11 protein-coding genes and 1 tRNA gene are annotated in these 16,798 nt (G+C 67.6%); 11 read left to right on the top strand and 1 reads right to left on the bottom strand.

What is annotated here, in order from left to right:
* The first annotated feature begins 161 nt into the window (after nt 1-161).
* The 4 genes from ABIB29_RS13040 (at nt 162) to ABIB29_RS13025 (ending at nt 5,374) form a co-directional block, all read left to right on the top strand.
* Nucleotides 162-1,322, top strand: coding sequence for a resuscitation-promoting factor (locus ABIB29_RS13040; RefSeq protein ID WP_354173230.1), 1,161 nt, complete (start codon nt 162-164; stop codon nt 1,320-1,322).
* A gap of 172 nt (nt 1,323-1,494) precedes the next feature.
* A complete protein-coding gene (gene rsmA / locus ABIB29_RS13035; RefSeq protein WP_502915603.1) occupies nt 1,495-2,406 on the top strand; it encodes a 16S rRNA (adenine(1518)-N(6)/adenine(1519)-N(6))-dimethyltransferase RsmA in 912 nt (303 codons plus the stop codon).
* Nucleotides 2,407-2,486: 80 nt separating this feature from the next.
* Entirely contained in the window at nt 2,487-3,449 is a 963-nt protein-coding gene (locus ABIB29_RS13030) for a 4-(cytidine 5'-diphospho)-2-C-methyl-D-erythritol kinase (RefSeq protein ID WP_354173229.1), read from the top strand.
* Between the two features lie 95 nt (nt 3,450-3,544).
* Complete coding sequence (locus ABIB29_RS13025) at nt 3,545-5,374, top strand: ABC-F family ATP-binding cassette domain-containing protein (protein ID WP_354173228.1); 1,830 nt, start codon at nt 3,545-3,547, stop codon at nt 5,372-5,374.
* Between the two features lie 522 nt (nt 5,375-5,896).
* On the opposite strand, the gene ABIB29_RS13020 is transcribed toward ABIB29_RS13025, so the two are convergent.
* Nucleotides 5,897-6,496 (bottom strand): TetR/AcrR family transcriptional regulator, encoded by a 600-nt coding sequence (locus ABIB29_RS13020; protein WP_354173344.1) that lies wholly within the window; start codon nt 6,494-6,496, stop codon nt 5,897-5,899.
* Nucleotides 6,497-6,712: 216 nt separating this feature from the next.
* On the opposite strand from ABIB29_RS13020, the gene ABIB29_RS13015 reads away from it, so the two are divergent.
* The 7 genes from ABIB29_RS13015 to ABIB29_RS12985 all read left to right on the top strand — a co-directional run bounded on the left by ABIB29_RS13015 (nt 6,713) and on the right by ABIB29_RS12985 (nt 16,679).
* Nucleotides 6,713-6,784: transfer RNA gene (locus ABIB29_RS13015), tRNA-Gln, on the top strand.
* Between the two features lie 211 nt (nt 6,785-6,995).
* Nucleotides 6,996-8,486 carry a bifunctional UDP-N-acetylglucosamine diphosphorylase/glucosamine-1-phosphate N-acetyltransferase GlmU gene (gene glmU, locus ABIB29_RS13010; RefSeq protein ID WP_354173227.1) on the top strand — a complete coding sequence of 497 codons (1,491 nt, stop codon included), beginning with the start codon at nt 6,996-6,998 and terminating at the stop codon, nt 8,484-8,486.
* A 5-nt stretch (nt 8,487-8,491) separates the two neighbouring features.
* Nucleotides 8,492-9,472, top strand: coding sequence for a ribose-phosphate diphosphokinase (locus tag ABIB29_RS13005; RefSeq protein ID WP_354173226.1), 981 nt, complete (start codon nt 8,492-8,494; stop codon nt 9,470-9,472).
* Nucleotides 9,473-9,736: 264 nt separating this feature from the next.
* Entirely contained in the window at nt 9,737-10,339 is a 603-nt protein-coding gene (locus ABIB29_RS13000; RefSeq protein ID WP_354173225.1) for a 50S ribosomal protein L25/general stress protein Ctc, read from the top strand.
* 116 nt (nt 10,340-10,455) lie between these two features.
* On the top strand, nt 10,456-11,043 hold the full coding sequence (pth, locus tag ABIB29_RS12995) for an aminoacyl-tRNA hydrolase (RefSeq protein WP_354173224.1): 588 nt from the start codon (nt 10,456-10,458) through the stop codon (nt 11,041-11,043).
* A gap of 190 nt (nt 11,044-11,233) precedes the next feature.
* Nucleotides 11,234-13,978 (top strand): helix-turn-helix transcriptional regulator, encoded by a 2,745-nt coding sequence (locus ABIB29_RS12990; protein ID WP_354173223.1) that lies wholly within the window; start codon nt 11,234-11,236, stop codon nt 13,976-13,978.
* On the top strand, nt 13,965-16,679 hold the full coding sequence (locus tag ABIB29_RS12985; protein ID WP_354173222.1) for a helix-turn-helix transcriptional regulator: 2,715 nt from the start codon (nt 13,965-13,967) through the stop codon (nt 16,677-16,679). The genes ABIB29_RS12990 and ABIB29_RS12985 overlap by 14 nt, the downstream gene beginning before the upstream one ends.
* Nucleotides 16,680-16,798 lie beyond the last annotated feature (119 nt).

Below are 16,798 nucleotides of genomic sequence, written 5' to 3'. Positions count from 1 at the left end.
TGGCGAACGAACCATATGCGCGCTCTCGTTTGTGAGTGTGGCAGTGCACACAGCACCCGCTGATACAACGCACCCTTCCGGTGCGGCCTCAGGGCTGTCCGCGGCGGGTGGACCTGTGCGCTTTTCCCCGTGCCCGGAGGGTCCAAAAGATATGGGCAATCGTGGTCAAGTTCTTTACATCGGACGGCAAGTTCAGCTTCGTCAAGGTCGGCACGCAGCTCGTGGTGCTGGTGGCGCTGGTGCTGGGGCTCGTCGCCTTCGTCGGCAACAACAAGACAGTCACCCTCAACGTCGACGGCAAAGTGAGTTCCGTCCAGACGTTTGGCGGCACCGTCGGCCAGGTCGTGAAGGGCGCCAACCTTGAACTCCAGCCGTCCGACCGGATCACTCCGGCCGCTGACTCCAATGTCCGGGACGGTTCCGTGATCAACGTCAACCTCGCCAAGGCCGTCAAGGTCAGCCTGGACGGCGCGGAACGGACGATCAGCACCACGTCGCCCACGGTTGAGGGTCTTGTGACCGAACTCGGCGTCGCCAGCGCCTCCGAGCTGTCCGTTCCGAAGGACGCGCAGCTTGCCGTCTCCGGTTCCTTCGTGTCCATCTCGACACCGAAGTCCGTGAGCATCGTCGCCGACGGCAAGGCCGACAAGACCACCACGACGGCCGCCACCGTTGGCCAGCTCCTCGCCGACGCCGGCATCACGCTGGGCGCCAGCGACCGCGCTTCGCAGCCGGGCAATGCGCCGGTGGTCAACGACATGGTGATCAAGGTGTCCCGCGTCGACGTCAGCCAGACGGCAGAAGCGACCGAACCCGTGCCGTTCGAAACCCTCACCACGGAAGACGCCGGCCTGACCAAGGGCGAAAAGAAGGTGACCCAGGCGGGCGCGGCAGGCACCATCAGCAAGAGTTTCAAACTCGTCCTCGTCGACGGCCGCGAAGCCTCCCGCACCCTGGTGTCCCAGTCCGTCACCGCGCAGCCGGTCACCGAAAAGGTCACCGTCGGCACCAAGGAAAAGCCGAAGCCGGCAGCCCAGGCCGCCGGTGCCAACACCGGCGCCGCCGCTCCTGCGATGATGAACGAAGCCATGTGGAACAAGATCGCGCAGTGCGAGTCCACCGGCAACTGGTCCATCAACAACGGCAACGGCTACTACGGCGGCCTGCAGTTCGACATCCGGACCTGGCTCGGAGCCGGCGGCGGCGCGTACGCACCGAACGCCAGCCTGGCCACCAAAGCCCAGCAGATCGATATCGCCAACCGCGTTTACGCGCAGCGCGGCCTGCAGCCCTGGGGCTGCGGCTGGGCAGCTACCAGCTAGGGGAGCCGCACCACAACCTCAGCTCCGGCTGACGGTGATGTGACGAGAGCACGAATTCGCAGGGTTTCCGCAGCGGCTGACCACGGCTGCGGATGCCCGGCCAGGGCCGGGTCCGGTTTTTCGGACCCGGCCTTCGCCATGCCCGGGCTGGCCGGCGGGATAGGATACCTAGGTGACTGAACCGACCCCCTCCGCGCCAGGCAATGCGCCCATGAGCGCGCCAGCCAGCGCGCCCGCACCCCTGATGGGGGCCTCCGACATCCGCAGGCTGGCCGAGGAGATCGGGGTCCGTCCCACGAAGACCCTGGGCCAGAACTTCGTCATCGACGGAAACACCATCCGCAGGATTGTCGCCGCCGCTGACATCCACCCGGACGAAACGGTCCTGGAAGTCGGGCCCGGGCTGGGGTCCCTGACCCTGGGCCTGCTGGACGCCGCCCGCTCGGTTGTCGCCGTCGAGATCGATCCGGTCCTCGCCGGCAAACTTCCTGCCACCGTCGCCGGGTGGCGGCCGGACGCCGTCGAAAATTTCCACCTGGTCCTCGCCGACGCCATGCGCGTCACCGAGCTCCCCGTCGAGCCGACCGCGCTCGTGGCGAATCTTCCCTACAACGTCGCCGTGCCGGTGGTCCTGCACCTGCTGCAGCACTTCCCGAGCCTCCGCCACGGCCTGGTCATGGTCCAAGACGAGGTGGCGGACAGGCTTGCCGCCGGGCCGGGGTCCAAGACCTACGGCGTTCCCTCGGTCAAGGCGGCCTGGTACAGCAGTATGCGCAAGGCCGGGGTCATCGGCATGAACGTTTTCTGGCCGGCCCCCAAGATCCACTCCGGCCTCGTGGCGTTCACCCGCCGGGAACCGCCCGTCACCACGGCGACCCGCGAACAGGTTTTCGCCGTCATCGATGCCGCATTCGCCCAGCGTCGCAAGACCCTCCGCGCCGCCCTGGCCGGCTGGGCCGGCAGTGCTGCTGAGGCCGAACGATGCCTGCGGGCCGCCGGCGTCGATCCCACTGCCCGAGGCGAGGTCATCGACATCGCGGCGTTTTCCCGGATCGCCGAAGCCCGCGCGCTGCCGGCTCCGTAAACGCGGCGGCCGCCCCTTTACGGTGCCGCCGGTCCGGTGCGTGCTTGGAGCCTGACCCTGCCATGCCATAGCGTGGAGCCATGAACGCAGTGAGAGGGCGCTTTGCCGCGAGGACTGTCCGGGTCAAGGCTCCCGGCAAGGTTAACGTCTCACTGGACGTCGGGCCGCTGCGCGCCGACGGCTACCACTCGGTGGCCAGCGTCTACCTCGCGGTGTCCCTCTACGAGGAAGTCGCCGCCACCAGCACGGACACCGGTGAAATAACCGTCGGCATCAGCCCGGCGAGCACCCTGGACCTCGACGGCGTTGACATTCCCTTTGATGAGCGGAATTTGGCCTACAAGGCCGCCGCGATCATGGCTGATGTCTCGGAACACTCCACCGGCGTCCACCTGGAAATCACGAAGCGGGTGCCGGTGGCCGGAGGCATGGGCGGCGGCTCGGCGGACGCAGCAGCCACCCTGCTGGCCTGTGACGCGCTCTGGAACAGCGGGCTGTCGCGCGAGGAGCTCGCCCACCTGGCCGCGGAACTGGGCGCCGATGTGCCCTTCTCCCTGCTCGGCGGAACCGCTGTCGGGCTCGGGCTCGGCGACGAACTCTCGCCGGCCCTCGTCAAGGCCCAGACCGACTGGGTCCTGGTGACCGCGGACTTCGGCCTGCCCACCCCGGAGGTCTACCGGACCCTTGACCGGCTCCGCGCGGCCGAACAAGCGGTGATCGAGGAACCCACGGCGGTGGACCCGATGATCCTCCAGGCCCTGCGGGCGGGCGACGCCGATGCCTTGAGCCGGGTGCTGGTCAACGACCTCCAGCGCGCCTCGATTGAACTGGCGCCCAGCCTCAGGGACACCCTCGGGCTCGGTGAATCCCTGGGGGCGATTGCCGGCATCGTGTCCGGCTCCGGTCCCACGGTCGCACTGCTGGCACACAGCCCGGCCGCCGCCGAAGGACTGGCAAACGACCTCCGGCACCACGGGCTCGAAGCCATGGCGGTGCACGGCCCGGTTCACGGGGCGCGCATCATCTCCGATACGCTCCTTTAATAGGATTGTCGTGATCAGCACGACGTAAAAGGGCTTGGATCGATCCGGCCTGACTCCATTAGCTCGACATAATTTCTCTAGGAAAGCAGTTCCCAGTGGCACACCTGCTCGGCGGCGAGAACCTCACGGTCTCGTATGCAACCCGTACCGTTCTTGACGGAATCACCCTCGGGCTCGAAGAGGGCGACCGGATCGGCATGGTCGGCCGCAACGGCGACGGCAAGTCGACGCTGATGCGCCTGCTGGCAATGCGCGCCACCCCGGACTCCGGCCGGGTGACCAAGCGCAGCGAGGTCAACATCGGCTACCTGGACCAGAGCGATGTGCTCGACGGCGACCTCACCGTCGGCGCCGCGATCGTAGGGGATCAGGCGGACTACGAATGGGCCCGCAATCCCCAGATCCGCGAAGTGATGGGCGGGCTGGTGTCCGACGTTGACTGGCACGCCAACGTGCATGCCCTCTCCGGCGGGCAGAAGCGGCGGGTGGCGCTGGCCAAGCTGCTGATCGAGGACCACGACGTCATCATGCTCGACGAGCCCACCAACCACCTCGACGTCGAAGGCGTCGCGTGGCTGTCCCGGCACCTGAAGACCCGCTGGCGGGCCAACCAGGGCGCCTTCCTCGTGGTCACCCACGACCGCTGGTTCCTGGACGAAGTCTGCACCAAGACCTGGGAAATCCACGACGGCATCATGGACCCGTTCGACGGCGGTTACGCCGCCTACGTGCTGGCCCGCGCCGAGCGTGACCGCTCCGCTTCCGTGGTGGAAAGCAAGCGCCAGCAGCTCGTGAAGAAGGAGCTCGCGTGGCTCCGGCGCGGCGCCCCGGCCCGCACGGCCAAGCCCAAATTCCGGATCGAGGCGGCCAACGCCCTGATCGCGGATGTCCCTGAGCCGCGCGACTCGACGGCGCTGAGCAAGATGGCCACCGCCCGGCTCGGCAAGGACGTCCTGGACCTGGAGAACGTCTCCCTCGATTTCCTGGGCGGCGACCCGGGGCAGAAGCTCTTCGACAACATCACGCTGCGGCTCGCCCCCGGTGAACGGCTGGGCCTGGTGGGCGTCAACGGCGCCGGGAAGACCACCCTGCTGAAGCTCCTCAACGGCGAAATCGAGCCCAGCTCCGGGAACGTCAAGCGCGGCAAGACGGTTGTCACCGCAGTCCTCACCCAGGAGGTCAAGGAGCTCGATGACGTCTCGGACCTGCGCGTGATCGAAGTAATCGAGCGCGAAAAACGCTCCTTCAACGTCGGCGGCAAGGAATTCACCGCCGGCCAGCTCGTGGAGCAGCTTGGCTTCACCAATGAGAAACAGTGGACCCCGGTCAAGGACCTCTCCGGTGGCGAACGCCGGCGCCTGCAGCTCCTGCGCCTGCTGGTGGGGGAGCCCAACGTGCTGATGCTCGATGAGCCCACCAACGACCTCGACACGGACACCCTGGCCGCCGTCGAAGACGTGCTGGACGGCTGGCCGGGCACACTGGTCGTCGTCAGCCACGACCGCTACCTGCTCGAACGCGTCACGGACCACCAGATGGCGCTTCTGGGCGACGGCAAGATCCGCGCCCTGCCGCGCGGCGTGGACCAGTACCTGGAGCTACGCGAAGGGGCGCTGGCCGGCTCCACCATCACCGGCGGCGGCAACCCGGTCACGGCCGCCAGCGGCAGCTCCGCCCCCGCCGCGGCCGGAGCGTCGGAGGCCGAGAAACGGGACGCCCGCAAGGCCAAGAACCGGATCGACCGCCAGCTCGGCAAGCTCAAGCAGCAGGAAGACAAGATCCACGCCCAGATGACCGCCGCGGCAGCCGACCCCTCCGCCGTCGGCGACCTCGCAGGCCTCAACAAGAAGCTCAAGGACCTCGCCGTCGAACGTGAAGCCCTCGAACTCGAATGGCTCGGAGCCCTCGAAGTCCTCGGCGAGTAGTCACCTGGCCTCGGGGACATGCCCCGTGTGGTGCGGCACGGCTGGACATGTCCCTCGGTCGCCCCAAGTCTCTCAGGACATGTCCCTCGGTCGCCCCACGTGCCTCTGGACATGTCCCTTGTGGTGCTACATGGCTGGACATGTCCCTCGGGCGCCCCAAGTCCCTCAGGGCATGTCCCGTGATGCAGGCGGCGGTTGGACATGCTGGTGTTATGTCCGTCCGCTGGGGCCAGGGGAGGGCATGTCCCGCGGGTCGCCCAGGTAATCCGTCGCCGGGCGAGGTTCGTTAGTGTGCCTGGGTCCAGCCATGGCTGGACATGTCCCTCGGTCGCCCCAAGTCCCTCAGGACATGTCCCCTGATCGCCTCATATCCCTCTGGACATGTCCCTTGGTGCAGGCGACGGTTGGACCTGATGGTGTTATGTCCATCCGCTGGGGCCAGGGGAGGGCATGTCCCGCGGGGCGCCCAGAGCCCCCAGGGCCCGTCCCGCTGCCGCAGGGGAGGGCCTGTCCCGCGGGGACTCAGTCGTCGCTGCGGAGTTCGGGTTCTTTTTGGAGGCCGGTGAGGCCGTTCCAGGCGAGGTTGACCAGGTGGGCGGCGACTTCGCGTTTGTCCGGGGTCCGGCTGTCCTGCCACCACTGGCCCGTCATCGCCACCATTCCGACCAGCATCTGCGCGTACATGGCGCCGTCAGCCGAGGTGAAGCCGCGGCGCGCGAACTCATCGGCCAGGATGTACTCCACGCGGGCCGTGACGTGGGAGAGCAAGGTGGAGAAGGCTCCTTCCGGCTGTGTCGGCGGCGCGTCCCGCATGAGGATGCGGAAGCCTTCGGTGCGGTCCTCGATGTAGCTCAGCAGTGCCAAAGCGGCCCGTTCGACCATGACGCGAGGCTTTGCCTCCTCGGACAGGGCCTCGTTGATGGAGCTCAGCAGGATCCGGAACTCGCACTCAACGACCTGCGTGTACAGGCCTTCCTTGGAGCCGAAGTGCTCGTAAATCACCGGTTTGGAAACGCCCGCGGCAGCGGCGATATCCTCGATCGTGGTCCCGTCCAGTCCGCGCAGGGCGAAGAGCCCGCGCCCGATGCCGATCAGCTGGCTGCGGCGCTGGGGCCCCGTCATCCGGATCCGGGGTACGTAGCCGGCGGGCCGGACGGGCCGGCCGTTGCGGCCCTCCGCCCCTCCGGACACCCCTGCGCTGTTGCTCACAGCTCCATCATGCCCCAGATCATCCACCGGGAGGGGTGCCGCCGGGCCTGGCCCGGGACGCCAGCACGTGGGGGCAACGCAGTGTGGCAGAATTGACTCTCGTGCCACAGGCTCAGCGCCTAGGCATGGTCCGCCCTGGTGTAATGGCAGCACCCCGGCCTTTGGAGCCGTGGAGTATAGGTTCGAGTCCTATGGGCGGAACGGCTGTGCGTCGCGGGGCCGGGAACGGCACCCGCCGGGCGCGGCCCGGTGAGAGTCCAGTAGGATGAATCCGGTGCCGTGACCGAAGTCCGGCCCGCCCAAGCCGCGCGGATCCGGCCACCAGAGGTGCACCAGCTGGCCTCAGCCGCCGGCCACCCAGATTCACCAAGCAGCGGCATGAGCGAAGCCACTGAGCAAGGAGAGCCCGTACGTGAGCCCCGAGAAGACCGGCCCAGCCGCCGTCATCGTCCTAGCTGCAGGTGCCGGTACCCGGATGAAGTCCCGTACCCCCAAAATCCTCCACGAGATCGGCGGCCGGTCCCTTGTCGGCCACGCGCTGCATGCCGCCCGCACGATCCGGCCGCAGGAACTCGCCCTCGTCGTCCGGCATGAACGCGACCTCGTGGCCGCCCACATCGCCGCCGTCGACCCCACCGCCCTGATCGTCGACCAGGACGAGGTGCCCGGCACCGGACGCGCCGTCGAAGCCGCCCTCGAGGCCCTCGACGCCCGTCACCCCCAGACTCGGCTCACCGGTACGGTCGTTGTCACCTACGGCGACGTCCCCCTGCTCACCGGCGGGCTGCTCGCCGAACTCGTCGCCAGCCACGAGGCCGGGCACAACGCCGTTACCGTCCTGACCGCAGTCCTGGCCGACGCTACCGGTTACGGCCGCATCCTGCGGGCTGCGGACGGAACGGTCACCGGCATCCGGGAGCACAAGGACGCCACCGACGCCGAACGTGACATCCGGGAGGTCAACTCCGGGATCTACGCCTTCGACGCCGCCGTGCTCCGCGATTCGCTGGCCCACGTCACGACCGACAACGCCCAGGGCGAGAAGTACCTCACCGACGTGCTGGGCCTGGCCCGTGCCGCCGGAGGCCGCGTCGCCGCCGTCGTGACCGAAGACCGCTGGCAGGTGGAGGGCGCCAACGACCGGGTCCAGCTCTCGGCCCTCGGCGCGGAACTCAACCGGCGCACCGTCGAAGCCTGGATGCGCGCAGGCGTCACCGTCGTCGACCCGGCCACCACCTGGATCGACGCCACCGTCACCCTCGACGAGGACGTCCGGCTGCTGCCCAGCACCCAGCTCCACGGCACCACCACGGTGGCGCGCGACGCCGTCGTCGGCCCCGACACGACCCTCACCGATGTCCAGGTGGGGGAGGGCGCCAAGGTGATCCGCACGCACGGTTCCGGTTCCACGATCGGCGCCAAGGCCAGCGTCGGCCCGTTCACCTACCTGCGCCCCGGCACCGTCCTCGGCGAGACCGGCAAGATCGGCGCCTTCTACGAGACCAAGAACGTCACCATTGGCCGCGGCTCCAAACTGTCCCACCTGGGCTACGCCGGCGACGCGGAAATCGGTGAAGACACCAACATCGGCTGCGGAAATATCACCGCGAACTACGACGGCGAAAAGAAGCACCGCACTGTCATTGGTTCCGGCGTCCGCACCGGCTCCAACACCGTCTTCGTTGCTCCCGTCCAGGTGGGTGACGGCGCCTACAGCGGCGCCGGCGCCGTGATCCGCCGCGATGTTCCGCCCGGTGCCCTGGTCCTTTCCCTGGCCCAGCAGCAGAACACCGAGGGCTGGGTCCTGGCGAACCGCCCGGGCTCGGTTTCCGCGTCCCTGGCCGCGGCCGCCGGCGCCACCACGACTTCCTCCAGTACTCCGGCATCTACAGAAGAGGGCTAGCAAAAATGAGCGAAATTACGGCACGCGGCGAGAAGAAGCTGGTGCTTGCCGCTGGGCGCGCGCATCCTGAGCTGGCGAGGGAAATCGCCAAGGAGCTCGGAACCGAGCTGCTGCCCCTGGATGCCTACGACTTCGCCAACGGCGAGATCTACGTCCGTGCCGGGGAGAGCGTGCGCGGCACCGATGCCTTCGTCATCCAGGCGCACCCGGCACCGCTGAACAACTGGCTGATGGAACAGCTCATCATGATCGATTCGCTCAAGCGGGCCTCCGCCAAGCGCATCACCGTGGTGTCGCCGTTCTACCCTTACGCCCGGCAGGACAAGAAGGGCCGCGGCCGCGAGCCCATTTCGGCGCGCCTGATCGCCGATCTCTACAAGACTGCCGGCGCCGACCGCATCATGAGCGTGGACCTGCACACCTCGCAGATCCAGGGCTTCTTCGACGGTCCCGTCGACCACCTCATGGCCATTCCGCTGCTCGCTGACTACATCCGCACCCGCGTCGGCGCCGACGCCATCACGGTGGTCTCCCCGGACACCGGCCGCGTCCGCGTGGCCGAGCAGTGGGCCGAGCGCCTCGGCGGAGCGCCCCTGGCGTTCGTGCACAAGAGCCGCGACCTCACCGTCCCGAACCAGGCGGTGTCCAAGACGGTCGTCGGCCAGATCGAGGGCCGCACCTGTGTGCTGATCGACGACATGATCGACACCGGGGGAACCATTTCCGGCGCGGTCCAGGTGCTCAAGAACGCCGGCGCCAAGGATGTCATCATCGCGGCAACACACGCCGTCTTCTCCGATCCCGCGGCCCAGCGGCTGTCCGAGTCCGGCGCCCGCGAGGTTGTCGTCACGAACACCCTGCCGATTGACGCGAGCAAGCGCTTCCCGCAGCTCACCGTGCTGTCCATCGCACCACTGATCGCCCGCGCCATCCGCGAAGTGTTCGACGACGGCTCCGTCACCAGCCTGTTTGACGGCAACGCCTGACCCCACGCCGGCTGAGCATGCTCAGTCGTCCGCCGGTGCGGGGCCGTTTTCATGATTGCGGCCCCGCGCTGGTAGCCTTGAACCGAAACCTTGGCGAGGGAGAGCACCGGTAAGCCGTATTCACGGCCAACCGGACTGCTGGTCTCCGTTATCGACTGGGTCTGAATCTCCCTTCGGAAGGGCGGCCCACCGGCTGCCCGGCGTTGAAGGTCGCAAACAGACCTCCGCCCTTGCTGAACACCGCTAGTCCACTAGGAGATACCCATGTCTGAGCAGAAGCTCGCAGCAGAAGTACGCACCGAATTCGGCAAGGGCTTCGCCCGTCGCGCCCGCATGGAGGGCCTGATCCCGGCCGTCATCTACGGCCACGGTGCCGACCCGATCCACGTCACCCTCCCGGCCAAGTCCACCACGCTGGCCGTCCGCGTTGCCAACGCGCTGCTGACCCTGGACATCAACGGCGAACAGCACCTCGCCCTGGTCAAGGACATCCAGCGCGACCCGATCAAGCAGATCATCGAGCACCTCGACCTCCTGACCGTCCGCACCGGCGAAAAGGTCAATGTTGACGTTCCCGTGCACGTCACCGGCGAATTGGCTCCCGGCAACGTGTTCAACCAGGAAATGACCACCGTCTCCCTCGAGGCCGAGGCAACCCACCTGCCGACCGCCATCGAGGTCAGCATCGAGGGCCGCACGGCCGGCGAGCACATCCACGCTTCCGACCTGGTCCTGCCGAAGGGCGCTGTCCTGCTGGCCGACGCCGAGTCCCTCGTCGTTCACATCTCCGAGGCCACCGAGGTCTCCGAGGAAGAAGCATCCGCTGACACCACCGAAGGTTCTTCGGTCGCAGAAGCAGCCGAGTAGTAGTTCCGGCGCATCCTCCGGTGGCCGGGTCCCTCTTGGGACCCGGCCGCCGTCGTCTCCGCCGGCAACGCCGGCCCCGCTGCCCGGAACCGGCCCGCCACACCGAAGGACTGACCATGACTGACACCTGGCTGATCGTAGGCCTCGGCAATCCGGGAACCGAATACGCCCACAACCGGCACAACGTGGGACAGATGGTCCTCGACGAACTTGCTGCCCGGATCGGGAGCGGCTTCAAGTCCCACAAGTCCCGGGCCCACGTCCTGGAAGGCCGCCTCGGCATCGGCGGCCCGCGTGTGGTACTGGCCAAGCCGCTGAGCTACATGAACGTATCCGGCGGCCCGGTCTCGGCGCTCAGCAAGTTCTACGACATCGAGCCCGGCCGCGTCATAGCCGTGCACGACGAGATCGACATTCCTTTTAATACGGTCAAGGTGAAGCTGGGCGGCGGCGAAGGTGGCCACAACGGGCTGCGCGATATCTCCAAGGCCCTCGCCACCAAGGACTACCTGCGGGTCCGGGTCGGCGTGGGACGCCCGCCGGGCAGGATGGACACCGCAGACTTCGTGCTGAAGGACTTTTCCGGTTCCGAGAAGAAAGAACTGCCCTTCCTGATCGACACCGCGGCGGACGCCGCGGAAGCTTTGGTCCGCGACGGCCTGCTCGCGGCGCAGCAGCAGTTCCACCCGGCGAAGACACCCTAGCCGAAAAAACCCAGGGGTCTCCAGCCGCGGTGCACCACGTAACGCGCTGCCGCCGGCCCTCGAATTTCTTTCCTTGCTTCCTGAAATGCCGATATGATCGCTCTACTCTCATGTCGGGGGATAGGGATACGCTACTTCTAGGCGGACGGTCTCAGGGTTGCTGTCCGCAAAGCGGTACGAAGGAAACAAAATGTCGAGGGATTCGCTGGGCTGGGGGAATGTTTCCACTACATTGGCACCCGCCGAAGAAGAACCTGCGACCGGTCCCCTGGACCGGCACAGGTGGTCAGGTCTCGCGCGCAACGCCGACGCCGACCGGGTTCGCAGCGCCCTGCTCGCGGAGGACCGCATGGGCGTGGTCATCACCGGTGACCGCGGGGTGGGCAAAACCCAAGTAGGACGCGCAGCGGTCGCGGGCTTCGGACGCGACGTCTACACCCTCCAGCTCCGCAGTTCAGGTCCGGGCTCGGCGACGCCCTACGGTTGCCTGGCATTTACGCTCGCCCGCCTGCCACAAAGCTCCCTTGGCTCGCCGACAGCCATCCTGCACGGCATCACGTCCCTGATCCGCGACGACGCGGCCGGGCGCAAATGCGTCATACTGCTGGACAACGCCGGAAGCCTGGACGAACTGAGCACCGGGGTGCTGCTCAACCTGGTGCAGACCCGGACCGCGCGGCTCGTCGCCACCGCCCAGCGCACGACGGACCTGCCCCCGGACTTCTACTGGCTCCTTACCTCCGGGCAGCTGGCCGAGGTCCGGCTCGCGAACCTCACGGAGGTCGAAACCCTGGAGGTGCTCAAGGCAGCGCTTGGGCACAGGGTGTCCAGCGCCCTCGCAAGCCAGTTGCACCATCTTGTCGGCGGCAGTCCGACCCTGCTGCAGGCTGTTGTCTCGGAGCAGATCGAACGGGGCAACCTCGTCCTCTCAGGATCGGTCTGGACCCTGGTGGATGAGGTGGTCCTTGACGGGCGCACCGCGCTGGAAGACATCGTCCGGGCCAGGTATGCCCGCGAAACACCGGTGGCCCGGGAAGTCATCGAGGTGCTCTCCTGTGCCCGCACCCTGCCCCTGGCCCGGCTCGCGCGGATGTACAGCCCCGGCGTGATCGCGGACATGGAAGACGCGGGTCAGATCGTTGTCGACCGGACGGGCCGGCACCTCGTTTCGCTCGGGGACCGCTACCTGGGCGACATCGTCCGCAATTGGCTCAGCGTGGAACGCAGGCTGGAATTGCGGGACAAGGTGCCGGGGCACCAACAGGACGAGCTCAACGAGCTGACTGTCGAGGACCTGCTGGCATACGCGGCCTGGACCCACGACTGTGACGCGCCTCTGGCACCCGCCCACGCCGTGGCGGCTGCCGGCGCCGCCGTCAAACTCTTTGACCCGAAGTTTGCGCTCAAATGCGCCGGCAGCCTGAGGCCGGAGGACCCGGAATGGACTGAGGGTCAGCTGCAGAAGTCCGCTGCCTACCTGCAACTGGGACTTCCCCTGCAGGCTATGGCGGCCCTGGACGACGTGTCCGAGGCCCAGCTCGGCGCCCTCGGAGCGGAAGCGTACGCGGAACTGATTGCCGCTAAGGCGGACTGCATGTCCTGGCTCCAGGACCGGAGCGGACAGGTCCCCGAGCTGCTCCGGCAGGCCCGGCTCCGACTCCACGAGCTCGCCGGGGAGCAGCCGGCGGCATCAGCGCAGGAGCTCACCCGTTCCGGGCTGTGCCTGGACCTCTGCGAGTTCAACTACCTCTCCTTCGTCGGCGACTACGCGCCAATGATGGACCGGCTCAGCGCCGCGGTCTCCTCGGAGATTGACGACATCAATCCGGTGCACCGGCTCAGGTCCGGCATCATCCTGATGGAAGCCCTCTGCATGACGGGCAAGGAGGTCGACGCCCGCAAGCTGATGCGTGAGATCGGCGGCCAGCTGGGGGAATGGTCCAACGTTCCCCGGATCCGGGAAAACTTTGCCTGGCGGTCCTTCAACGTGCTGCTCCTGTCCGGACACTGGCGCCAGAGCATCGACATGCTCAAGGACGCCAGCGGCCGGGCCGGCCACGGGCTGCATTCGGGCAGCGCGCCCACGGACCTGGCCGTCGGTCTTGCCTATGTCTACGCTGGCCGCGGCTACCTGGCCCTGGACCCGCTCCTGGCCGCGATCGCACAGCTGGAAGTCAGGGCCAGCCTGCACTCGCTGCGGCAGGCCTACGCAGCCACTGCCTTCGCTTACGCCCAGACCGGGAATTCGGTCCAGGCCACCGTGTACCTGGACCGGGCACGGTCGGCAGACGGCCCCGCCCGGTTCGCGGTCCGAAGCTCCGCCGACTTCTGCATGGACATGGCCTCGCGCTGGCTGGGAGATCCGGAGGCGAAGGACCGGCTGGTCCGCGCGGCCGAGGGACATTACCGGGCAGGCCGGTTCACCCTGGCGGGCATCTTCATGCTCGGCGCGACGGTCAACGGCACTACCAAGGATTTCCAGTTCCTGGAAGACATCGCGGCGTTGCGGCAGGGGCCCCTCGCGGAGCTGTCCCGGACGATTGCCGTGGGCAGCCGGAAGAAGGACGCAGCCGTGATGCTGGAGGCCGCCAGCCAGGCCGCGGCCATGGAACTCGACGCCGTCCAGGCCAGGTGCGCCGCCCTCGCCTTCGACTTCGCCAAGGCCGCGGGGCTGAGCGGAAAGGCCAGCGCCGCCCACGCCATCCTTGAAGGTCTCGCGGATACCCTGCCTGCGCTGCCGATCATCCCCAGGAACAAAGGCCCGCTGCTCACAGACAGGGAGCGGCAGATTGCCACCCTCGCCGGCAACGGGGTCTCCAACAAGGACATTGCCCTGGCCATCGGCATTTCAGTGCGGACAGTCGAAGGACACCTTTACCAGGTGTTCACCAAGCTGGGAGTTTCTTCGCGAAGTGATCTGCTTGGACTCATCTAGTAACCGCGCAGCCGCCCCCGAGCCGGCGGAAGTACCCAAGGCCCTGACCGGGCGGACTGAGGATCTGCTTTCGGCGGTGGAAGCCATCCAGGGCAGCACCCACGTTGCGGTCCTGCTGATCGGCGACAGCGGGATCGGCAAATCCACCCTCCTGGACGCTGTGGTGTCCGAACTGCAGACAGCCGTGACGCCGGTCCGCATCCACGGCAGCCCTTCGCTGGCGCACGTGCCATATGGCGTGCTGGGTCCTTTTATTGTCGGGCTGCCAGTGCAGGAGGCCACCTCGCAACTGGCGGTGCTCAGGACCTTCTGGTCGCGGCTGGAGGAAGAGCGCCGGGCGTCCCAGAAGCCCCTGCTGCTGGTCGTGGACGACGCCCATGACCTCGACGAATCCACCGCCGGGATCCTCGTGGAACTCGCCGCTGCCGGCTGGGCGAAACTGCTCGTCGCCTCGGCCACCCGGCCGGGGTTGCCGGAACCGCTGCTGCAGCTGTGGTTTGAGGGCATTGCGGAACGCCTCGACCTCCGCCCGCTGACCCAACAGCAGACCAACGGCATCCTCGAAAGCGCGCTGGGTCCCCAGATCCTGCCCAGCGCGGCCGAAATCCTCTGGGAAGCCTCCGAGGGCAACCCGCTGCTGCTCAGCGGCCTCATCGACGACGCGAAGAGCGACGGCACGCTGCTGCAACGCAACGGGGTATGGCTGCTCGCACGTCCACTCAACAGCCACGGGGACCGCTTGACTGACGTCGTACGCCGGCAGTTGCTCCGGCGCTCCCCACAAGAACGCCAGGCCCTGAACCTGATTGCCCTGGCCGAGCCGGTGTCCCGTGACTTGATTGAGTCCACGGTGGGCGAAGACCCGGTAGCCGCCCTCATCGAACACGAGATGATCCGGGTTACGCCGGCACCGCACCCGCAATTGCGGCTCTGGCACTCCATCTACGGCGACACGCTGCGCAACCTGATTTCGCCGGCCCGCAGCCTCCAGCTCCGGCAGAGCCTCCTGCGGCTCATGGACAACGAACCGACGTCGGCGGAAGGCCTGCTGCGCCAGGTGAGCTGGTCGATTGAATGCGGAGCGGAAGTCGAGGACCGGCAGCTGCTGCGGGCTGCCGTCCTGGCGAGCCGGCTCTACGAGGACGAACTCGCACGCAAAGCCGCCGCGCTGGTCAAGGACCCTGAATTGCAGGTGGCTGCCCGGGCCGTGATGGCGCGGACCTATTTCAACACCTCGGACTACGCGGCCGCCCGGGACATCCTGGAGGCAGACTTCGCCAAGGGACTCAGCGTGGCTGTCCTGCTCACGGGAACCCTCATGTGGGCTGCGGTGCAGGCCGCCCTCGGCCACGCACCCGCTGAGATCATGGACCGCGCCGGAGCCCTTCTGGAGGCAGGGGAGCAGCTGGCCAGAGACAACCCGGACGATGCAGATGGAATTCTCGCGGCAACCCGGGACCGCTATGCGACCATTCACGCCATGGTGTTCGCGCTTGCGGGGGAGTACCCCGATGGTGCCGGCACGGAAGCCGGGGCTGGCGCAGGCCCGCAACCTCCGCCGGCCAACGACCTGGAGGCTGCGTTCAGGCTGGCGCTGACTTCGGAACGGCTCCTTGTGCAGGGCAAAGCGGTCCAGGCGTTCGCGGCGGTGTCAGAGGCCCTGGAAACTGCGGGCTCCGGACACGACGAACTGTATTTCCTCGCTGAGTTCCTCGTGGCGCGGGCAGCAGCAGCCGTGATCCACGGCGGCGACTGGGACGCCGCCGAAAACCTGCTGGCCGGTGTTGTCGCCGGACATGGACCCAACCTCATCTCGTTCGGCGGCGGAGTCCATGCCGCGCACGGCATCATCCTGCTCTACCAGGGCAAGGCCACCCAGGCCCTGGGCACCCTCAGCGCAGCCTTGGAATCACTGCGGCTCGCGGATCCCCAGCAACTCTTCGCCCTCACCTCCTCGATGGCTTTCGCCGCCGCCGCCGAAGTCGGCGCCAAGGACAAAGCCGCAGTATTCCTCGCCGACTACCAAGCCGCGCCGCAGGCGGTGTCGCGCTACCTGCGCGTCCTCTCGCAGATGGCAGTCACCTACGGCAAGGCCCGCCTCGGCAACTACCCGGGGGCCGTCGACGAGTTGCGGGCGCTGGGCCGGCCCCACGGCGACGATTCCACCGCAGGCCTGGAGTTCGACTCACTTGCCTTCTGCCTGGCCCTGGGGGACCGGGACGCGGCTACCCGGCTGCTCGAACTTCAACCCGGACTGGAAGGCCCCCGGGCCGCCGCGGTTTCCCACTATGCCGCGGCGGTCAGCACCGACCTGGCCGCCGACTATCTGGAAGCGGGCAAAAGCTGCGAAGACGCCGAGCTGTGGGGCTTCGCGGCACTCGCCTATGATGCCGCTGCGACCGGGTACCGGGCGGCCGGCGACACCCTGCGGGAACGCATGGCGCTGTCCCAGCGGAAACGGTGCCTGGACAGGGCAGACAGCCTCGCGGGCCAGGAACACGAAACCGAAGCCGACGCCCTTGGCCTGCTGACGCGCAGGGAGCGCGACATCGTGGCACTGGCGGTGCGCGGCCTCAGCGACCGCCAGATCGCCGCCGAGCTGCAGGTATCCATCCGAACAGTCGAAGGCCACCTTTACCGAAGCTACGCCAAGCTCAACGTCAAAGGCCGGGACCAGTTGCCGGGAGTATCCTCCTCCTAGGCGCGGGGAATTCTCCGGCCCCGGTCCGGTTTCCCAGCTCCTGCCGCCCATGGCCGCCCGTCCCGTCGGGCATCACTCCTTTTGCCCATCCCGGCGTGCGTAGCTCCGGCGGGCCGGCA

This window comes from Arthrobacter sp. UYEF36 (assembly GCF_040547025.1).
In the GTDB taxonomy this organism is placed as follows: Bacteria; Actinomycetota; Actinomycetes; order Actinomycetales; family Micrococcaceae; genus Arthrobacter.
The sequence above is the reverse complement of the archived record's forward strand: the minus strand, read 5'-3'. Positions and strand labels throughout refer to the sequence as shown.

Coding starts and splice junctions, on each gene's coding strand:
- ABIB29_RS13030 (WP_354173229.1), top strand. CDS start 2,487: ATGAACGCAGTGAGAGGGCGCTTTGCCGCGAGGACTGTCCGGGTCAAG.
- ABIB29_RS13020 (WP_354173344.1), bottom strand. CDS start 6,496: ATGACGGGGCCCCAGCGCCGCAGCCAGCTGATCGGCATCGGGCGCGGG.
- ABIB29_RS13005 (WP_354173226.1), top strand. CDS start 8,492: ATGAGCGAAATTACGGCACGCGGCGAGAAGAAGCTGGTGCTTGCCGCT.
- ABIB29_RS13000 (WP_354173225.1), top strand. CDS start 9,737: ATGTCTGAGCAGAAGCTCGCAGCAGAAGTACGCACCGAATTCGGCAAG.
- pth (WP_354173224.1), top strand. CDS start 10,456: ATGACTGACACCTGGCTGATCGTAGGCCTCGGCAATCCGGGAACCGAA.
- ABIB29_RS12990 (WP_354173223.1), top strand. CDS start 11,234: ATGTCGAGGGATTCGCTGGGCTGGGGGAATGTTTCCACTACATTGGCA.